This window comes from Nocardia sp. NPDC051929, from assembly GCF_044548645.1.
GTDB lineage: Bacteria > Actinomycetota > Actinomycetes > Mycobacteriales > Mycobacteriaceae > Nocardia > Nocardia sichangensis.
Genome location: NZ_JBIUCG010000009.1, coordinates 228547 through 246558, shown reverse-complemented (window position 1 = coordinate 246558; position 18012 = coordinate 228547). Strand labels below are relative to the sequence as shown.

Annotated in this window: 18 protein-coding genes; 8 read left to right on the top strand and 10 right to left on the bottom strand. The window is 68.2% G+C overall.

Annotated elements, in window-relative coordinates; genetic code table 11:
• Positions 1-140 precede the first annotated feature (140 nt).
• Positions 141-722, top strand: coding sequence for a DUF2165 domain-containing protein (locus ACIHAX_RS14160; RefSeq protein WP_356965886.1), 582 nt, complete (start codon positions 141-143; stop codon positions 720-722).
• A gap of 25 nt (positions 723-747) precedes the next feature.
• Here the strand turns inward: ACIHAX_RS14160 and ACIHAX_RS14155 are convergent, their stop codons facing one another.
• The 3 genes from ACIHAX_RS14155 to ACIHAX_RS14145 form a co-directional block, all read right to left on the bottom strand.
• Complete coding sequence (locus ACIHAX_RS14155; protein WP_397277686.1) at positions 748-3654, bottom strand: UPF0182 family protein; 2907 nt, start codon at positions 3652-3654, stop codon at positions 748-750.
• Between the two features lie 67 nt (positions 3655-3721).
• Complete coding sequence (locus ACIHAX_RS14150; protein WP_397277684.1) at positions 3722-4066, bottom strand: TetR family transcriptional regulator C-terminal domain-containing protein; 345 nt, start codon at positions 4064-4066, stop codon at positions 3722-3724.
• 80 nt (positions 4067-4146) lie between these two features.
• Positions 4147-5445 (bottom strand): DUF3533 domain-containing protein, encoded by a 1299-nt coding sequence (locus tag ACIHAX_RS14145; RefSeq protein WP_355075469.1) that lies wholly within the window; start codon positions 5443-5445, stop codon positions 4147-4149.
• Between the two features lie 65 nt (positions 5446-5510).
• On the opposite strand from ACIHAX_RS14145, the gene ACIHAX_RS14140 reads away from it, so the two are divergent.
• Positions 5511-6110: a TetR/AcrR family transcriptional regulator gene (locus ACIHAX_RS14140; protein WP_355075468.1), complete on the top strand. Its 600-nt coding sequence runs from the start codon at positions 5511-5513 to the stop codon at positions 6108-6110.
• 146 nt (positions 6111-6256) lie between these two features.
• Here ACIHAX_RS14140 and ACIHAX_RS14135 read toward each other — a convergent pair whose 3' ends face one another.
• Both ACIHAX_RS14135 and ACIHAX_RS14130 read right to left on the bottom strand, forming a co-directional pair.
• The gene (locus tag ACIHAX_RS14135) at positions 6257-6403 is read right to left on the bottom strand and encodes a DUF1059 domain-containing protein (RefSeq protein ID WP_397277683.1); all 147 of its coding nucleotides are present in this window, start codon (positions 6401-6403) and stop codon (positions 6257-6259) included.
• Between the two features lie 65 nt (positions 6404-6468).
• Positions 6469-7074, bottom strand: a complete 606-nt coding sequence (locus tag ACIHAX_RS14130) for a QsdR family transcriptional regulator (protein ID WP_397277682.1) — start codon at positions 7072-7074, stop codon at positions 6469-6471.
• A gap of 142 nt (positions 7075-7216) precedes the next feature.
• On the opposite strand from ACIHAX_RS14130, the gene ACIHAX_RS14125 reads away from it, so the two are divergent.
• From ACIHAX_RS14125 to ACIHAX_RS14115, 3 genes are read left to right on the top strand one after another with little or no spacing between them, the layout of a single operon-like run.
• Positions 7217-8710 (top strand): carboxylesterase/lipase family protein, encoded by a 1494-nt coding sequence (locus tag ACIHAX_RS14125; RefSeq protein ID WP_397277680.1) that lies wholly within the window; start codon positions 7217-7219, stop codon positions 8708-8710.
• On the top strand, positions 8707-9540 hold the full coding sequence (locus ACIHAX_RS14120) for an enoyl-CoA hydratase (protein WP_397277678.1): 834 nt from the start codon (positions 8707-8709) through the stop codon (positions 9538-9540). The genes ACIHAX_RS14125 and ACIHAX_RS14120 overlap by 4 nt, the downstream gene beginning before the upstream one ends.
• Positions 9533-11023 carry an AMP-binding protein gene (locus tag ACIHAX_RS14115; protein WP_397277676.1) on the top strand — a complete coding sequence of 497 codons (1491 nt, stop codon included), beginning with the start codon at positions 9533-9535 and terminating at the stop codon, positions 11021-11023. The genes ACIHAX_RS14120 and ACIHAX_RS14115 overlap by 8 nt, the downstream gene beginning before the upstream one ends.
• On the opposite strand, the gene ACIHAX_RS14110 is transcribed toward ACIHAX_RS14115, so the two are convergent.
• The 5 genes from ACIHAX_RS14110 to ACIHAX_RS14090 form a co-directional block, all read right to left on the bottom strand.
• Positions 11012-11899 (bottom strand): VOC family protein, encoded by an 888-nt coding sequence (locus ACIHAX_RS14110; RefSeq protein ID WP_355075457.1) that lies wholly within the window; start codon positions 11897-11899, stop codon positions 11012-11014. The genes ACIHAX_RS14115 and ACIHAX_RS14110 overlap by 12 nt on opposite strands.
• A 16-nt stretch (positions 11900-11915) precedes the next feature.
• Entirely contained in the window at positions 11916-13019 is a 1104-nt protein-coding gene (locus tag ACIHAX_RS14105; RefSeq protein ID WP_397277674.1) for a 2Fe-2S iron-sulfur cluster-binding protein, read from the bottom strand.
• A gap of 32 nt (positions 13020-13051) precedes the next feature.
• The gene (locus ACIHAX_RS14100; RefSeq protein ID WP_397277672.1) at positions 13052-13279 is read right to left on the bottom strand and encodes a hypothetical protein; all 228 of its coding nucleotides are present in this window, start codon (positions 13277-13279) and stop codon (positions 13052-13054) included.
• A gap of 11 nt (positions 13280-13290) precedes the next feature.
• The gene (locus tag ACIHAX_RS14095) at positions 13291-14433 is read right to left on the bottom strand and encodes a Rieske 2Fe-2S domain-containing protein (protein WP_364436750.1); all 1143 of its coding nucleotides are present in this window, start codon (positions 14431-14433) and stop codon (positions 13291-13293) included.
• Between the two features lie 93 nt (positions 14434-14526).
• Positions 14527-15033, bottom strand: coding sequence for a flavin reductase family protein (locus ACIHAX_RS14090; protein ID WP_364436753.1), 507 nt, complete (start codon positions 15031-15033; stop codon positions 14527-14529).
• A 224-nt stretch (positions 15034-15257) separates the two neighbouring features.
• Here ACIHAX_RS14090 and ACIHAX_RS14085 point away from each other — a divergent pair, with 224 nt between their 5' ends.
• The 3 genes from ACIHAX_RS14085 to ACIHAX_RS14075 all read left to right on the top strand — a co-directional run bounded on the left by ACIHAX_RS14085 (position 15258) and on the right by ACIHAX_RS14075 (position 17995).
• The gene (locus ACIHAX_RS14085) at positions 15258-16091 is read left to right on the top strand and encodes an IclR family transcriptional regulator (protein ID WP_355075451.1); all 834 of its coding nucleotides are present in this window, start codon (positions 15258-15260) and stop codon (positions 16089-16091) included.
• 37 nt (positions 16092-16128) lie between these two features.
• Positions 16129-16704 carry a PadR family transcriptional regulator gene (locus ACIHAX_RS14080; RefSeq protein WP_355075449.1) on the top strand — a complete coding sequence of 192 codons (576 nt, stop codon included), beginning with the start codon at positions 16129-16131 and terminating at the stop codon, positions 16702-16704.
• Between the two features lie 61 nt (positions 16705-16765).
• The gene (locus tag ACIHAX_RS14075) at positions 16766-17995 is read left to right on the top strand and encodes a bifunctional 3,4-dihydroxy-2-butanone-4-phosphate synthase/GTP cyclohydrolase II (protein ID WP_397277668.1); all 1230 of its coding nucleotides are present in this window, start codon (positions 16766-16768) and stop codon (positions 17993-17995) included.
• Positions 17996-18012: the final 17 nt, after the last annotated feature.

Here is an 18012-nt window from a genome sequence, read left to right as displayed (position 1 = left end):
AACGGAACCTCATGCGGTAGACAACATTTCGACTCGTCCCCGGCCGTGCCGGGCTCCCCACTGTGGGGAGAATGCGTGATCGGGCACCGATATGATCGTCGACGCTTGGAGCTCCTGGCCGGTCGACCCGAGGTAGGCAGATGACGCGCAGCGGCACAAAGATTCTCGATGTGGTGGGCAGTCGCCGGATGGCGGTGGCGACGCTGGCCACCATCACCGGCTTCTACTATCTGTTCGTCGCGTTCACCAATTGCGTCGACACCGACACCAATCGCAACGGCGTGGCCGCTGTGCTGTCGATGAAAGCGACGATCCACAATCCGGGCACGGACTGGCGCGCGATCACCAATGGCAATGTCGCGCTCGTCGCCTACATCCTCGTGGTGATCTGGGAATTCCTGATCGCCTTCGTGCTCCTCACGGCGGGAGCCGTATGGGGCCGGGTGCTGACCGGACGGCCGCGCAGGCTGCGAGCCGGTCTGGACGCGGCCGTGAAACTGTCGAGTCTGGGCTGGACCATGGCGGTGCTGCTGTTCTTGGGCGGGTTCCTGACCATCGGCGGCGAATGGTTCCGCATGTGGGCCAATGACGACGTGAACGCCTCGTCGGCCGCGTTGCAGAACTTCCTCATCGCGGGCGTCGGCCTGATTCTGGTTCACCTGCCGGACTCGCAACGCAGCGCGGTCCTCGAAAGTGACTCGGCAGCAGCGGAATCCGACTAGTAGCTGGCGGCCGACGACGCGAGCGTCAGCGACCGTTGCGTTCGAGTTCGCCCAGCTGTTTCTGCAGACGTTCCAGTGCGGCCCGGATCTGGTCGATCTGCGCGTTGAGTTCGGCGATCTTCGCCTGATCCACCGGCGGGGGCTGTGCCTGCGGTGACGCGACCGGTGGTGGCGCGGCGGGCTGTTGACCCGGCGGCAGTGGGGCGCCGGGTCCGCCGCCGGGCGGCGTGGCGAGTCTGCCGGTGGCCGGACCGAACACCTGCTCCAGCGCCTCCGCGAGGGTCGGCGCGTAGCCGACGAGGACACCGCCGGTGCCGGGATCGCGGTAACTGACCAGCACTCGCGCCAATTGCGGGAATGTCGACGCGTTCTGTGCCGTCGAGATCCGTTCGGTGAACAGCGGCTCGGCGTATAGCACGCCGCCGTCGGCGATCGGCAGGGTGAGCAGATTGCCGTACTGGATCCGGTTCGAGCGCTCGAGCAGGGTGCGCTCGGAAGCGACTCTGGTGTCGGAGATCATCGAGTTCTGGATCTGTTGCGGACCCTGAGTGAGGGTGTCGGTGGGCAACTGCGAGACGGTGATCTTGCCGTAGCCCTCCGGGTCGGAGCGGGCGGAGACGTAGGCGGAGAGGAATTCCCGGTTGTAGCCGACCATCGCGCTGGCCAGCCGGAACGACGGTTCCGCGCCGGCCTGGTCGCCGACCAGGACGTAGAACGGAGGCTGATGCGGATTGGACTCCACGGTGGGGTCGCTGGGCACCGACCAGAACGCGTTGGTGGTGAAGAATTCGCGCGGTTCGTCGACGTGGTATTTGGCGAGCATCTCGCGCTGGATCGTGAACAGGTCTTCGGGATACCGGAAGTGCGCCCGTAGCTCCGGGCTGATCGACTCCTCCGGTCGGACCGTGCCGGGGAAGACCTTCATCCAGGCCGCCAGCACCGGATCCTGCCGGTCGACCTGGTAGAGGGTGACCGTGCCGTCGTATGCGTCGACGGTCGCCTTGATGGAGTTGCGCACGTAGGAGATCTCTCGCGGCGACTCCCGCTGGGTCTCGTCGCCCGGCTCGAGGGCTTCGAGCGAACTGCGCTTGGCGTAGGGGTAGCCGTCGATCGAGGTGTACGCGTCGACGATCCAGACTATCCGGCCGTTCACGACCGCCGGGTAGGGGTCGTTGTCGGTGGTCAACCACGGTGCGACGAGTTCGACACGATGGCGGGGATCGCGGTTGAAGATGATCTTCGAACCGGGACCGATCGCCTTCGAGAAGACGATATTGCGCTCGGTGTAGGTCACCGCGAAGGCGAGGCGGTTGACCCAGTTGGCGATCGGGACGCCGCCCGCGCCGGCGTAGGTGTAGGTGGTGGTGTCGGTGTCGTACTCGCGGGGCTCGGTGCCGCCGCCCACGATGGCGTAGTCCGGGCTCGCATGGCCGATCACTTCGCCGAAGTAGACGCGCGGCTGATCCACTCGGATCACCTGGTGCCCGGAGGCTTGGGACGCGATGTCACCGACCGCGTAGATCGGATATCCGCTGTTGCTGCTCGCGGCATCGCCCGCGGCCTCGCGGACCGCCGCGTTCACCCGGTTGGCCGGTGCGGCGACGAACCCGTTGCCGTGCGTGTAGACGGTGTGCCGATTGACCCAATGGCGCTGGTTGCCGCTCAGCGCGGTCGGGGTCAGCTCGCGCGCCGCGACCACGTAGTCGCGCAGTTGCCCACCGACCCGGTAGCGATCCAGGTCCAGATGCGGTGGGAAGCTGTAGAAATTCTTCAGCTGTTGTTGCTGGGTGAACGTCCGGGATAGCACGCTCGGGTCCAGCAGGCGGACGTCACCGATCGTGGTGACGTCCGTGGGGACCTCGGGCGGCGACCTGGTGCCGACGCCGGGATAGGGCTGGTACTCGACCCGGTCGCTGCCGATCCCGTACGCCTGGCGGGTGGCCGCGATGTCGCGTTGGATGTAGACACGCTCCATGTCGGCGGCGTTCGGGCGGACGGAGAACTGCTCGACGGCCAATGGCCAGACGGCTCCGACGAGGATCGACGACAGCAGCAGAAGCGCGGCGGCCATCGCCGGGATTCGCAGGTCCCGCACGACGATGGCGGCGAAGACCGCCACGGCGCAGATCACGGCGATCGCGAAGAGAATGAGGCGGGCGGGAAGCACCGCGTTGATGTCGGTGTAGCCAGGGCCCGCGAAAGTGGGTTCCTTGCTGCGGCTGGATAGCAGCGAGTACCGGTCGAGCCAATAGGCGGCAGCCTTCAAGAGGATGAACGAGCCGGCCAGTATCGCGAGCTGGACGCGGGCCGCGTGCGTCAGGCCGCCCGTCTTTCTGGACAGCCGCAGGCCACCGAACAGGTAGTGCGCGGCGAGGCTCGCGACAAAGGCGAGGACCACGGCGATGAACAGCCAGTTGAGTACGAATCGATAGAAGGGAAGGTCGAAGACGAAGAACCCGACATCGTGCCCGAATTGCGGGTCGGACACGCCGAAGGACCCGCCGTGGACGAACAGCTGGACGGTCATCCAGTTCGACTCCGCGGCAAGGCCGCAGACGAGCCCCAGCGAGGTCGCGATGCCGAGACCGAACCGCACCGGATGCCGGAGCACCGCCGCCCGATACGGCCGAAGACTGTTCTCCTCTTCGGACTCGGGAACGAAGAGCGGGCGGAACCTGAACGCGAGCCACAGCACCGCGAAAAGGACGCCACCGATGATCAGCGCGACCGCGATGAACAGCGAGAGCCGGGTGAACAGCACGGTCAGCCAGACACCACGGAAGCCGACTTCGCCGAACCACAGCCAGCTGACGTAGCCTCGGATCAGCCGAGGCACCACCAACAGCGACACGACGAACACCGTGGCGGCGACCACCAGCACCCGGGTGCTGCGATGCAACCGTCGCGGGCGGAGGCCCTCGCGTGCGCTCATCTTGCACTCCCCGTGGCTGCCGCCCGGCTGGACGATGGACGGCCGGGGCGGACTACCAAGCTCGATACTACGACGTCCCGGAGCGCTCGATCAGCTCCCACAGGTACGCCACGTGATCGGCCGGGTCGTACGGCCACTGCGTCTGCAGGCCGTCGAGGACGGCCATGGCGAGGACGGCGAAGCGGTCGGGATCCAGATCGGCCGGTACGCGGCAGGATTCGCAAAGGTCGGCGATGGCGCGGGTGAGAGCGTCCCGGGCAGTGCGGTAGCGGTCGCGGAAGTATTCGTGGGCCGGGTGCTCCATCCCGCTGAACCGCCTCGCCGGTTTCGGCGTCGACTCGGAGAAGCTGGACGCGCTGCTGGCGGCCGGTGACCACTGACGGTGGTGGCCGCCCAGCCCCGGTATCCGCACGACGCTCGATCTTCTGCTGATCAAGGAGCCGGGGAGGTTCACACCTGCGGTAGCCCACGCTGACCACCGCGCGGCGCGCTTTATCGAGCTAGGGCGGGTACCGCGATGACCGGCGCGTTCTCGGTCGGAGCCGAAGCCCGGTGCAGGCCGCGGCGGTCATAGGCGTAGGTCGCGGTCACACCGAGCAGCAGGCCGATCCCGAGGCCGAGCACCGTCATCCACAAGCCCTGGCCGAAACCGGCTTCGGCGTGGGCGTCGAAGAACAGGATGGCGCGAACGGCGAGGTAGATCTGGTGCATCGGTTCGAAGGCGGCGAGGTTCGCGATGTAGGCGGGCGTCGCCTCCAGGGGGACCGTGGCGGCCGACGAGGGCAGGCCCAGGACGACGAACAGGATCAGATTGACCAGCAGCCCCGCGGTGCCGAAGGTGGCGAGCACGGCGAGCGCGGTCACTCCGACCGCGACGATGGCCAGTGTTCCGTAGAGCCACAACAGCAGCGGACTGCCCAGTGGGACATTCAATGCCGAGGCGACCCCGAGGAATATCCCCGACAGAACCGGAGCCGCGGTGACGATGACCGCCCATTTCATCAGCAGCGTGCGGAACCGGGAGATGCCGGTGGACGGCGGGTGCACGAACCACGGGCCGTATTCGGTGGGCGTGAAACCGAGCACCGAGTCGACGAGCGTGTGGATGATCATGGCGCCGGTGAAGCCCGCCAGCAGCAGGATCAAGGTGTAGAAGAACGCGACGAGGCCCTGCCCGGCGCCGTCGTCCATCGGCCGGTAGGGCGCGGTGACGATCTGCACGGGATCGGTGAGCATCAGCCGGGCGGCCCCGCTGGGCTCGACCGGCGCGCCCGGCCCGGCGGCGAGGGCGGCGTTCACCTGATCGGTCAGGCTCTTGCCGACGGTCTCGTCCACCTGACGCAACGCGCGGTCGGCGATGCGCTGCATGATGCCGGTGGTGTAGGGGCCGATTCGCGGGTTGGTGTGGATGGTGATCACCGGGCGCTCGACCGCACCGGGCACCACGGCGGCGGCGCCGAGGATGGCGAGCCGCTTGGTGAAGTCGGACGGGATCACGATCGCGCCGTAGACCTCACCGTTCTGCAATTGTTTGCGCGCTTCGGCGATGCCGACGACGCGCAGGTCGATTTTCTCCGCCGGGATGCCCGCGACCAGCGCGTCGCTGACCTGGGCGCCGAAATTGGCGGGTTTGCCGTCGAGCGTGTCGCCGACGTCCTGATTCACCAGGGCCACCGGGAAGTCGTGCAGGTTCTTCTCGGTATTGCTGGCGTAGCCGAGATACATGGTGGCGAGCAGCGCCGCGAAGACCGTCAGCACTGCGATCGGGGCGGTGAAGGTCCGAACCGTCATGCGAGTCAATGTAGTCACCGCCTACAAAGTAGGCAATGACTACATTTTGTTATCCTGCCTACACCATGCCGATCACTCGAAGCCGGTCCTATCACCACGGCGACCTGCGCGCCGAGTTGTTGCAGCGGGCCGAGGCCACGCTGCGCGAGTCCGGCGTCGACGGCTTGTCGCTACGCCGACTGGCGCGTGACGTCGGAGTCAGTCACGCCGCTCCGACCCGGCATTTCAAGGACAAGCAGGCGCTACTGGATGCCATCGCGGTATCCGGCTTCCAACGCCTCGCCGCCGCCTTGGCACAGACCGCGGCCGCCGACTCGGCCGATGGGCACATCCGCGCCCTGGCCCGCACCTATCTCCATTTCGCGACCGAGAACTCGGCGCTCGTCGCGTTGATGTTCGCGCGCAGGCACAGCCCCGCCGCGGGCGATGCGATGTCCCGGGCCGTCGACGCGGCGTTCGCGACGCCGGTCGCGCTCATCACCGAAGCACAGAAGCGGGGGGAGGTGATCGACGGCGACCCGCGCCGGATCGCGCTGTCCGCGGTCGCCGCGCTACAAGGCCTGGCCACCTTCGTCGGCTCGGGCGTGATCGCCGCCGAGACCGCCGACGAATTGGTGGACGAGACAACCACACACATGATCGAAGGCTTGCGCCCCCGCCCGTGATGCGCCGCGATTGTCGCGGCACGAGTGCCGGCGGTGGATGCCGGTCGGTGTGGCAGCGGCCGGTCGGCAGCGCACGTTCCTCGAACCTCACCCGGCCCGAGGATCAGGGTGCCGGAGCGCTCGGCGGCGTCCACGCAGGCTGTTCGTCAGTACGCGATGAACAGGATCTCGTCGCGCGAGTAGTCGTGGCCGGGATGGCTCTCGGCCAGATGGGCTTGCGTCTTGGCCACGAGATCATCCTCGTCGGTTCCGACGATCAGTTCTCCGCAGGGGCAGTTCAGCTTTCGCTTCATCAGCGTCCTTCCTCCTCGATCCGACAGTCTATGCACACCGAGGTGATCGAGCGCGAGTCAGCCGGTCACCCCGACCCTTTGTGCAGAAGCGCGCTCAAGACCCGTTCCGCCCGGTCCGGGTCGGGGGGCGCCCCGGCGATCGTCGGCAGGTAGTGGAACGACTCGGCGATCCGGACGCTGGCGTAGGCCAGTTCGTCGAGCGTGAGCGTCGTGGCGATGCGCTCGTCCTCGAGATCCCGCGCGAGATACCGGGCCACGGCTTTGACAAGGCGCGGCTGGAACCCGTTGCTCGCCAAAGTGAGCAGCTTCATGGCACGCTCGTTCTCCTCCAACACGAATTTGCGCGCTCCCGGTTGCGCCAGCACCGCTCGGAGATAGGCGGCGAGCAGCGCGGGCACCCGAGCGCCCGGCTCGTCTCGCACCCGCTCCCACTCGTCGCGCAGTGTCGCTTCGGTGAGCGACCAGATGACCTCTATCAACAACTGGTCGCGGCTGCCGACCCAGCGGTACAGCGTCACCCGGTTGACCGCGAGTTCGGTCGCGAGCTGGCCGACGTCGAGTCGCTCGCCGCGCAGGAACTTTCGCTTCGCCAGACGGAGAGCGTCCATCGGTTCGGGCCGCCGCTCCGCGCCGTCCCCCAGCGCCCGCTGCAAAGGCGTTCGAGATGTCATGCGGGCCAGCGTACCGCCGATGTAACAAATAGTCACTAGGTTGCACATGTGCAACTAATTGGTCATGACGATGCTCTTGACCAGCGAGATCCCGTAGGGCTTGATTGCAACATGTGCTGAATTCCAATCAAGGATGAAACAGATGTCAGATATGTTGCAAACCGTCCAAACCCAATACGGACCGGTACGCGGACGCACCCGTGGGCCGGTGCACGAATTCCTCGGTATCCCTTTCGCCGCCGCCCCGGCGGGGAAGCATCGGTTCCTTCCACCGGTGCCGCCGCAAGCGTGGGCCACGGTCCGGGACGCGACCGATCCGGGCCCGACCGCGGCACGCGCGCCGTACGTGCCCGCTTACGACGGGCTCGTTCCCGAAGTGTCGATCCCGGGCGACGACGTGCTCAACCTCAACGTCTGGACCTCCGCGACCGAGGGTGCGCGCCCGGTCCTGGTGTGGATCCACGGCGGAGCGTTCACCAATGGCTCCAACGCCCTGCCGACCTACGACGGCACGGCGTTCGCGGCGAGCGGGGTGGTCGTGGTGGCCGTCAACTATCGCCTCGGCGGCGAAGGGTGGCTGCATTTCGGCGCGGACACAGTCAATCTCGGCATCCTGGACGTGGTGGCGGCGCTGGAGTGGGTGCGCGACAACATCGCGGCCTTCGGCGGCGACCCGGCTCGGGTGACCATCGCGGGACAGTCCGCGGGTGCCATGCTCGCCACCACTCTGCTCGCCGTGCCGCGCGCTCGGGGCCTGTTCCGCGGTCTGATCGCGCACTCCGGAGCGGCGGCCAACACCGTCACCCCGGACGAGGCGCGCCTGCTGATCGACAACGTGGCCGCGCACATCGGCATCGAGCCCTCGCTCGACGCCTTCGCGGACATGCCGATCGACGAATTGTCCACGCATGTCAGGGCGGTGCTGCACGAAGTGCAAACCGCCGCGGATCCGGCGAAATGGGGACGATCGGCGCTGACCACCTTGCCGTTCGCGCCCGTGGTGGACGGCGCGATCGTCGTCGACGATCCGCTGGGGGTAGTCGCCTCCGGCGCGACCACCGACGTGGCGATCCTGGCCGGGAGCAATGCCGAGGACGCCCGGCTCATCCTGGTCGCTTCCGGCGCCATCGATCAGATCGATGAGCCGACCCTGGCCGCCGGAGCCGCGGGATACGGATTGGACCCCGCCGTCGCGCTTCCCCGCTATCGCGCGTCCCGGCCGGATGCCTCGGCGGGCGATCTGCTGTCGGCGGTCGTTACGGACTGGTTCTTCCGCATCCCGGCGATTCGCCTGGCCGAGGCGCAGACCGACGCGGGCGGCGCGGCGTGGGCCTTCCGATTCGACTGGGGCTCACCGCGGCTCGGCGGGCGGCTCGGCGCCGCGCACGCGGTGGACCTGCCATTCGTCTTCAAAACGCACACCCGTCCGGAGAATCACACCCTGGTCGGCGCGCATGCCCCCGACGCGGTCGCCGACAACCTGCACGGCATGTATCGGGCTTTCGTGCTCGACGCCGATCCGGGCTGGGCGCGGTACGAGCGGCAGCGGCGGACCACCGGCCTGATCGCCGACACCGTCACCGTGGCGAACGATCCCGATGCCGCGGAGCGACTGCTGTGGGCGGGTGTGCGATGAGCGATCTGGTCCGCTACGACGACAGCACGCCGAGGATCGCCCGGATCGTCCTGAACCGTCCCGACGCACGCAACGCGCAGAACACCGAGCTGCTCTACGCCCTCAACGACGCGTTCGACCGGGCCGCCCGCGACGACGGCATCCACGTGATCGTGCTGGCGGCCGAAGGCCCGCACTTCTCCTCGGGACACGATCTGCGCGAACACGACTGGCGCGCCAACATGGGTCCGCGCACGCCGGTCGGCACCTGGGCCGGCTTCGGCAACCAGGGCGCCGAGGGACTCATGGCCCGCGAGGAGGAGATCTACGCCGGGTTCAGCGAGCGATGGCGCAACATCCCCAAACCGACCATCGCGGAGGTGCACGGCAAGGTCATCGCGGGCGGGCTGATGCTGGTCTGGCCGTGTGATCTGATCGTGGCGTCCGAGGATGCCGAGTTCGTCGACAACGTCGTCGCGATGGGCGCCAACGCGGTGGAGTTCTTCAACCACCCGTGGGAATTCGGCATACGGAAAGCGAAGGAGTTGCTGTTCACCGCCGGGACTCTCACGGCGGCCGACGCCGAACGCATCGGCATGGTCAACCGGGTCGTCCCGCGAGCGGAGCTGACCGAGCACACCATGCGGCTGGCCGCGACGATCGCCGCCATGCCGCTGTTCGCGCTGAAACTGGCCAAGCGGTCGGTCAACGCCGCGCAGGACGCGCAGGGCCGCGCGACGGCACAGCAGACGGCCTTCGCGCTGCATCAGCTCGCGCACAGCCACAACGTCCAAGTCCACGGCGACATCGTTGACCCGGACTTCCTAGCGAGGTTCGCCCGCCGTGCCTGATCCACTCGCCCGGCCGCTCGGGCAGATTCTCACCGACCTGGCCGCCGCCGACCCGCACGCCGCGGCCATCACGTTCGAAGGCGACACTTGGTCGCGGCAGGACCTCGAGTCGGCCGCCAATCGCCGAGCCAGGCACTTCGCCGAACTCGGTGTCCGCCGAGGCGATTACGTGACCGTCGCCTTGGCCAACAAACCGTCCTACTTCGCGACGGTCTTCGCGGTCTGGAAGCTGGGCGCGGTGCCGCAACTCATCTCGCCGCGGCTTCCCGCACCGGAGCGATCGGCCGTGCTCCGGCTCGCGCGACCGCGGCTGGTGGTCGGCGCCGCGGAACCCGGCCTGCCCGCGGCGCCGGACGAGGACGCGCTGTCGGCAGAGTTCTCCGACGCGCCGTTCGACCACTATCCGGTCGCGCCTGCGTGGAAGGCGCCGACTTCCGGCGGGACGACCGGACGCCCGAAGCTGATCGTGTCGGGCCAGGCGGGTCTGCTCGACGTCGCGCCGCTCAACGCCGTGCTCGGTCAGCGACCGGACGATGTCCAGCTCGTCAGCGGCCCGCTCTATCACAACGCGCCGTTCAATACCTCGTTCTTCGGTCTCATGGCGGGCCAGCACCTGGTGATATTGCCGAAATTCGAGGCGCGCACGGCGTTGCGGGCGATCGCTCGCCACCGAGTCAGCTGGCTGACCGTGGTGCCGACCATGATGTCGCGCATGCTCACCGAGGTGCGTGATCGGCCGAAGGATTACGACCTCGGCTCCGTCCGGCGGCTCTGGCACATGGCTGCGCCCTGCCCGCCGTGGCTCAAGCGGGCCTGGATCGAGCTGCTCGGCGCCGAGAAGATCTACGAAATGTACGGCGGCACCGAGAATCAGATGATGACGCTGATCGACGGCCGGGACTGGCTGACCCACCCCGGCTCGGTCGGCCGCGCCGTCTTCGGCGAGTTCGTCGTCCTGGATGCCGACGGATGTCCGTGCCCGCCCGGCATGGTCGGCGAGATCTTCATGCGCCCGGCCGAGGGCGACGGACCCAGCTATCGCTACGTGGGCGCCGAACCGCGCACCCACGCCAACTGGCCGGGCTGGGATTCTCTCGGCGACCTGGGCCACGTGGACGACGAGGGATTCCTCTATCTCAGCGACCGCCGCACCGACCTGATCGTCACTGGTGGCGCCAACGTCTTCCCCGCCGAGGTGGAGGCCGTGATCACCGAGTATCCCGGCGTGCGCGGGTGTGCGGTCGTCGGGCTGCCGGACGACGACCTCGGCAGGCGCGTTCACGCCGTGGTCGAGACCGACGCCCCGCTCGACGAGGCGCGGCTTCGCGGTCACGTCGAGTCGCGACTGGTCCGCTACAAATGCCCGCGCACCTACCGGTTCACCGATACCCCGCTGCGCGACGACGCGGGAAAACTGCGCCGCGCCGAACTGCTCGATCTCGAGGCGCGGCTGACGAGCCGGGCCACCGGATCAGCCACGTGACCATTCGTGGCCCCAGTAGCTGTCGGCGGTGATCTCCTCCGCGCTGTAGGTGGACTCGTCGACCAGCAGACCTTCGGTGCCGTATTCGAGATCCCAGCCGCCGGGCGTGCGGACGTAGAAGGAGATCATCTTGTCGTTGGTGTGCCTGCCGAGGGTCGACGACAACGGGAGACCCGCCCGCATGACGCGGTCGAGCGCCCGGCCGACGGCGTCGAGTTCGTCGACCTCGACCATGATGTGCACCAGGCCAGGGCCGTCGAGACGGGTGCCGGGGATCAGGGCGAGGCTGTGGTGACGCTGGTTGACGCCGAGGAACCGTACGCGCACCGGTCCCACACCGGGTGGGGTGGGCACTCGGAAGGAGCCGCGTGGCAGGAATCCGAGTATCTCGCAGTAGAAACGGTTCGCCTCCTCGAGATCGGGCACCGGTAGCACGACGTGGCCGAGTCCCGATCCCGCTGTGACGAAACGGTTTCCGTGGGGAGTGACGACCGGGCTGTGGTCGAGCACCGGGCCGTGGAAGACCTCGACGGTGAACCCGGCGGGGTCGGTGAAGGTGCAGGCTTCCTCGACGCGTAGTGCGTCGACCTGCTCCTGAGCGAGCGGTGTGACCGCCACGCCCGCCTGCTCCAGCGCCTGCCGCACCCGGGCGAGCGCGCGGTAGTCGCGCACCTCCCAGCCGACGGCGAGCACCCGGTCCTGTTCCGCCGGGACGAGTTCCAAACGGTAGGCGTGCTCGTCCATGCGCAGGTACAGACTGTCCGGATTCGGCCCGGTGGCCTGCGCGAAACCCATCACGTCGAAGGCGAAGGCGCGCCAGGCCGCCACATCGGCGATGGCGACTCGGACGTAGCCGAGCGAGGCGATGTCAGCCATTGATTCGTCGTACTCCTCAGGAATAGGTGACTTGCACCGTGTCGGTGACCGGGACCGCCTGGCAGGCCAGCACGTATCCCTCGGCCAGATCGGACTCGTCGAGAATTTCGTTGTGCCGCATCGCCACCTGACCGGAGACGACCCGGCAGGTGCAGGCGCTGCACGCGCCCTCGCGGCAGGAATAGGGCGCCTCCAGCCCGTTGGCCAACAGGACGTCGAGCAGGACCTGGTGGCGGGGCCACGGAAGTGCGCGCGTCTCGCCGTCGAGTTCCACCTCGACCGCCGCGTGGTCGCCGGAGTCGCCGGAGTCGACGACATCGGGCGTGGCGGTATCGAACGGATCGCCGTTCAGCGACACGAACTTCTCGACGTGCACGCGCTTGCGGTCGGCGCCCGACCCGATCAGTGCGGCGGAGACGGCGTCCATGAACGGGCCGGGTCCGCACACGAACGCCTCGCGCTCGCGCCACGGTCCGGCCAGCGCCGCGAGCTGCGGCCGCGACGGCAGCCCTTGCACGCTCTCCAGCCAGTGCACCACGACCAGGCGGCCGGGATGCCGGGCGGACAGGTCGGCGAGTTCGTCGGCGAAGATCACCGAGCGCTCGTCGCGGTTGGCGTAGATCAGCACGCAGTGCCCGGCTCCGTCTGCCAGCACCGATTTCAGGATCGACAGCACCGGGGTGATCCCGCTGCCCGCCGCGAACAACAGCACGTCCTCGTCCAGCGAAGCCGGGGTGAAGACACCCGCGGGCGGCAGCGCGTGGAGATCCATGCCCGCGACCGCGTTGTCGCACAACCAATTCGACACGTAGCCGTCGGACGTTCGCTTGACCGTGACCTTCAGCGGCCCCGCTTCGTGCGGCGCGCTCGACAACGAGTAGCAGCGGCTCACCGAGCCGGTCAGCTCGCTCGGAATCCGCAGGGTCAGGAACTGGCCCGGCCGATAGTCGATCGCATTCGACTGCTCTGCGGTCGGACTCAGCTCCAGCGATACCGCGTCGTGGGTCTCCCGGATCACCCGCGCCACACGCAGGGTGAGGAATGCGCCGGGGCGACTCTCGGAGTCGTCGGGAACCTCGGCCCGGCTCCCCGGCGCCACGGCCGCTCGGGCTCGATCCACTGCTGCGTCTCCTCTTCGGTCCTCCACGGCTGTCACGGCACGTCCCCGTCCCGGCTGCTGACGTCGATGAGACCGCCCGCGACGGCGGCATCGATGCTGTCGCGCAGCGCGACGCAGGTCCGTACCCGCGCACTGTCCGCGCCGGCGAACTCGGCGCACGCCGCCACCGCGCCCGCGCTCCACTGCACGCTGGTGTGCTGCGGACTGAACTTCTCGACGAGCACACACGTCGCGCAGATACGGCAGGTAACCCGTTCCATCGCGGCCCCGCTCAGGCTCCGGCGGCGGCGCGCTGCTCGGCGAGATTCTCGGCGACCTCCGCCTCCCACGCCGTGACCGCCCTGGTGGTGTCCACTTCGAACTCGAAGCGGTCGGTCATCTTCGGATCGATGTCGGCCACGTCGGTGTAGAACTGCTCGTACCAGCGGCGCAGCTGGTAGACGGGTCCGTCCTCCTCGCACAGCAGCGGGTTGTCGATGCGGGTCTTGCGCTGCCAGATCGCGGCATCCTGTTCGAAGCCGCGGCCCAGGCCACCGGCGAACTTCGCCGCGATCTCCTCGGCCTGCTCCGCGGGCACGCCGTGTGGCTTCTTCACGATCGCGCCGTACTGCAGCACGAATTTCGTGGGTGACACCGGGTAGTGGCAGTTGATGAGGATGCCCTCCACCGTCAGGCCCGCACTCTCGCTGCGCAGGTGATCGATCATGTAGGACGGGCCGTAGTAAGAGGCATCAGAGTGCAGGACGTTCTTGCCGCCCAACGCCTTCGCGGTCTCCCCCATCATGTCCTCGCGCGACACCGAGGTCATGTACTGGCTGGCGATGTGACCCTCGAAGACGTTCTTGAAGTAGGTCGGGAACCCGAAGTGCACGTAGAAGAAGTGCGCCATGTCCACCACGTTGTCGATGACCTCGCGGCAATTCGCGCCGTCGATCGTCATGGTGTTCCAGGTCCAGTCGGTCCACTCGTCGCTGAACGCCCCGTCGATGCGCGGGATGGTGACCTCCGCCGGGGGCGGATCGCCCTCTGGGTCGTTCCACACGAACAGCTGCTTGTTCTGCTCCAACGTCGGCCACGAGCGAGTCCGAGCCCGGGGTGGAACTCGGCGGCCGTAGGGGATGCCGGTGCAGCGTCCATTGCCGCCCCACCGCCAGTCGTGGAAAGGACAGGCGATGGAGTCACCTTTGATCCGGCCGTCCCCGAGGTTCCCGCCCATGTGCCTGCAATAGGCGTCCAGCACGTACAACTCTCCGCCCGCACCGGCGAAGACCACCAGTTCGGTGCCGAAGATCTCGACGGTATGCGGTTTCCCGTCCCGGAAGTCCCGCGCGAGCCCCAGGCAGTGCCAGCCGCGCGCGTAGCGGGCGGGCGGAGCGCCCGCGTCGATCACTCGGACCTCGGTGTCGGTAGTCATCGGTTCCTCCACGATTCGCGCACGGTTGTCACTTCGATATTTCGGTTCGCCGTCCCGCCCCGGAAATGTGCAGTCCCACTGGCCGGGAGGTGCTCAGGCCTCATCGAGCCGCCCGAAGGCGGAGCGGTAGAACAGCAGCGGAGGCGCCTCGCGATGCTCCGACAGCGCGGTGACGCGTGCGATGACGATGGTGTGGTCGCCGCCGTCGACCTCCTGCTCGATCTCGCAGTCGAGCCAGGCCATGGCTCCGGCCAGCCGCGGCGAGCCGTTGGGCGAGGGCTCCCAGTCGACCCCCGCGAACTTGTCGGTGCCGCTGCGCGCGAGACGGCGGCAGATCTCCTGCTGGTCGTGGGCCAGGATGTTGACGCAGAGCCGGCCAACGGCCCGGATGCGCGGCCACGATGTGGACGTGCGCGCGGGGCAGAAGCAGACCGCCGGCGGCTCCAGCGACAGCGCCGAGAACGACTGGCAGGTGAATCCGACCGGCCCGTCCTCCGCGTGCGCGGTGATCACCGTGACGCCTGTGCAGAAGCGACCCAGCACCGCTTTGAAGTCGCGCACGTCCAGTGGCGATCCGTCCATCTCGAGCACCGGTTCCATCGGGCCTCCTATTTCGATCAGGCATATACCTGTCAGCTATGACAGCAGCGCTCGCCCGAGGGTCGTCAAGATCGGAGTCCGGTCACCGAGATGCGGATCCGTAGAAGCTACGTAGTTCTCCCGATTCATCTCGGCTGCGAAGTCGTCAGTGTGATGGGAGACACAAACGATCGAGCACGTAATGCCTGGTCGACGTTGACCGACTGTGACCGACGGAGGTTCGAATGACCGTCACCCTGCTGCCCGACAGCGAGCCGCGCACCGACCGGGTCCCGCGGCGGACCCGCGCCAAGGGGGTGGAAGCCGAGGTGCCGGTGTCGATGATCGAGCGGATGACCCTCATCCTGGACGCGTTCGACGCGGCCACCCCGACGCTGACGCTGCTCGGCTTGGTGGAGCGCACCGGCCTGCCGCGGTCGACCGTCCATCGGATCCTCGACCAGATGATCCGGCTCCGGTGGCTGGCCCACACGTCCGGCGGATACCGGCTCGGCATGCGAACCCTGGAACTGGGTGGGCTCACCGCCGACCACAACGAGATCCGCGACGCGGTCAGCCCGCTGCTGCACGAGTTGTGCCAGCGCACCGGCATGGTCGGACACCTGGCGGTGCTCGACGGGCGCGAGGTGGTGTACCTGGACAAGGCGGGCGGCCGCTTGGCCGCGATGCTGCCGACCCGCCTCGGCGGCCGCATGCCCGCGCACTGCACCGCGCTCGGCAAGGCCATGCTGGCCACGCTCGAGCCGACTATCGCCGAAGCCGCGTTCCATTCCCGGCTGCCGCGACGGACCGCACACACCATCACCGAGCCCGACGCGCTGCATCGCGCCTTGGCCCAGGTCCGGCTGCGCCAGGGCGTGGCGCTCGACCGCGAGGAAGCGATGGACGGAATCGCCTGTGTCGCAGCGCCACTCCGGGGCCGCGGCACCGCCCCCGCAGCCCTGTCGCTGTCCGGTCGAGCCGAGGCGATGAGCTTCGACAAGCTGGCGCGGGTGCTGCTCGAGATCTCCCACGAGGCCGGACGGACGCTGTTCGGGCGCCGGGCGCGCTGGCGATAGTTCGAATCCGAATATGCCTGAGCGGTACAGTCCGACCATGACCGATGGCGTCACACCCGCGGTGCCCGACCTGCCGACCACCGCGTGGGCCGTACTCGGCATGCTCTCGCACGCCGACGAACTCTCCGGCTACGACCTCAAGAAATGGGCCGACTGGAGTCTGCAGTTCTTCTATTGGAGCCCGTCGTTCAGCCAGATCTACGCCGAACTCAAACGCCTCGAGAAGCACGGCTACGCCAGCTCCCGCACGGTGGTGCACGAGGACGGCGTGCGCGGCAAGCGGATGTACGCCATCACGTCGGAAGGCCGTGCGGCCGCGGCGAACTGGGTCAATCACGCACCGGTGGAGGCGCCGGTGCTCAAGCACAGCGTGATGCTGCGCGCATGGCTCGGCAACCTCGCCGAACCCGACCGGATGCGCGACATACTCACCGAGCACATCGAGTACGCCGAGAAGATGCGCAGGCGTGCCGAGGCCGATGCGCAGGGCGCCGAGGCGAATCCGGACTGGGCCTATCCCGAACTGGTGCTGCGCTGGTGCGTGCGGCACTACGAGGCGGAGCGCGATTTCGCCCGCGAGCTGCTGGCGGATATCGACCGCCTCACTCAGTGAGACGCCACCTGGCTGTTCCGGCCCCGCCATATTTCTATTAGGCATATGGAGGTGGCGGACGATGACCGGTGAACTGGACTCGGTGCCTGCCGCGGTGGCGGCCATCGCGAACGGCGGCATGGTCCTCGTCGTGGACGACGAGGACCGCGAGAACGAAGGCGATCTGGTGCTCGCCGCGGAGCAGGCGACCGCGGCGAACATCGGGTTCCTGGTGCGGCACACCAGCGGCGTGCTGTGCGTGCCCATGACGGGCAGCGACCTGGACCGGCTGGAGCTGCCGCCGATGACGGCGATCAACCAGGACCCGAAGGGCACTGCGTACACGGTCTCGGTCGACGCGGCGGCGGGCATCACCACCGGCATATCGGCCGCCGACCGCGCGCACACCATGCGCTTGCTCGCCGATCCCGACGCCACACCCCGGGATTTCACTCGCCCCGGGCACGTGTTCCCCCTGCGAGCGCACCCGCGTGGCGTGCTCGGTCGGCCAGGACACACCGAGGCGGCGGTCGACCTGGTGCGGATGGCGGGCTTGCGCCCCGCCGCGGTCATCGCCGAGGTGGTGCGCGACGACGGCTCGATGGCCCGGCTCCCCGACCTGCTGACCATGGCCAGGGTGCACGGAATCCCGATCATTTCCATCGCCGACCTGATCGACCATCGCCGCAGGCTGGAGCCGGGCGTCGTGCGCGTCGTCGAGACCAGGCTGCCCACCCGCTTCGGCGAATTCCGGCTCATCGGCTACCGGGACACGACCGACGACGCCGAACACCTCGCGTTGGTGTTCGGCGCGCCGGGCGAGCGCGACGTACTGACCCGGGTGCATTCGGAATGCCTCACCGGCGACGCGTTCGGCTCGCTGCGCTGCGACTGCGGCGAGCAGCTCGACGCCGCCTTGCGGGCAGTGGCCGCCGCGGGCCGCGGGGTCGTGGTGTACCTGCGCGGACAAGAGGGGCGCGGCGTCGGACTGCTGAACAAGCTGCGCGCCTACGCGCTCCAGGACGAGGGCGCCGACACGGTCGACGCGAATCTGCGACTCGGGCTGCCCGTCGACGCCCGTCACTACGGCGCCGCGGCGCGGATCCTGGCCGACCTGGGAGTGCGGTCGGTCCACTTGCTCAGCAACAATCCGGCCAAGCAGGCGGGATTGACCGAATACGGCATCGCCGTCGAACGACGGATTCCGCTGCAGACCAGTCCGACCGAGCACAACGTGCGGTACCTGCGCGCCAAGCGCGACCGTATGCGCCATCAGCTCAGCGACGTCGACGCCGCTGCCGCCGCTCGGTGAGCGGCGCCGGTTCGATC

Coding starts and splice junctions, on each gene's coding strand:
- ACIHAX_RS14160 (WP_356965886.1), top strand. CDS start 141: ATGACGCGCAGCGGCACAAAGATTCTCGATGTGGTGGGCAGTCGCCGG.
- ACIHAX_RS14155 (WP_397277686.1), bottom strand. CDS start 3,654: ATGAGCGCACGCGAGGGCCTCCGCCCGCGACGGTTGCATCGCAGCACC.
- ACIHAX_RS14145 (WP_355075469.1), bottom strand. CDS start 5,445: ATGACGGTTCGGACCTTCACCGCCCCGATCGCAGTGCTGACGGTCTTC.
- ACIHAX_RS14140 (WP_355075468.1), top strand. CDS start 5,511: ATGCCGATCACTCGAAGCCGGTCCTATCACCACGGCGACCTGCGCGCC.
- ACIHAX_RS14135 (WP_397277683.1), bottom strand. CDS start 6,403: ATGAAGCGAAAGCTGAACTGCCCCTGCGGAGAACTGATCGTCGGAACC.
- ACIHAX_RS14130 (WP_397277682.1), bottom strand. CDS start 7,074: ATGACATCTCGAACGCCTTTGCAGCGGGCGCTGGGGGACGGCGCGGAG.
- ACIHAX_RS14125 (WP_397277680.1), top strand. CDS start 7,217: ATGTCAGATATGTTGCAAACCGTCCAAACCCAATACGGACCGGTACGC.
- ACIHAX_RS14120 (WP_397277678.1), top strand. CDS start 8,707: ATGAGCGATCTGGTCCGCTACGACGACAGCACGCCGAGGATCGCCCGG.
- ACIHAX_RS14110 (WP_355075457.1), bottom strand. CDS start 11,899: ATGGCTGACATCGCCTCGCTCGGCTACGTCCGAGTCGCCATCGCCGAT.
- ACIHAX_RS14100 (WP_397277672.1), bottom strand. CDS start 13,279: ATGGAACGGGTTACCTGCCGTATCTGCGCGACGTGTGTGCTCGTCGAG.
- ACIHAX_RS14095 (WP_364436750.1), bottom strand. CDS start 14,433: ATGACTACCGACACCGAGGTCCGAGTGATCGACGCGGGCGCTCCGCCC.
- ACIHAX_RS14090 (WP_364436753.1), bottom strand. CDS start 15,033: ATGGAACCGGTGCTCGAGATGGACGGATCGCCACTGGACGTGCGCGAC.
- ACIHAX_RS14085 (WP_355075451.1), top strand. CDS start 15,258: ATGACCGTCACCCTGCTGCCCGACAGCGAGCCGCGCACCGACCGGGTC.
- ACIHAX_RS14080 (WP_355075449.1), top strand. CDS start 16,129: ATGACCGATGGCGTCACACCCGCGGTGCCCGACCTGCCGACCACCGCG.
- ACIHAX_RS14075 (WP_397277668.1), top strand. CDS start 16,766: ATGACCGGTGAACTGGACTCGGTGCCTGCCGCGGTGGCGGCCATCGCG.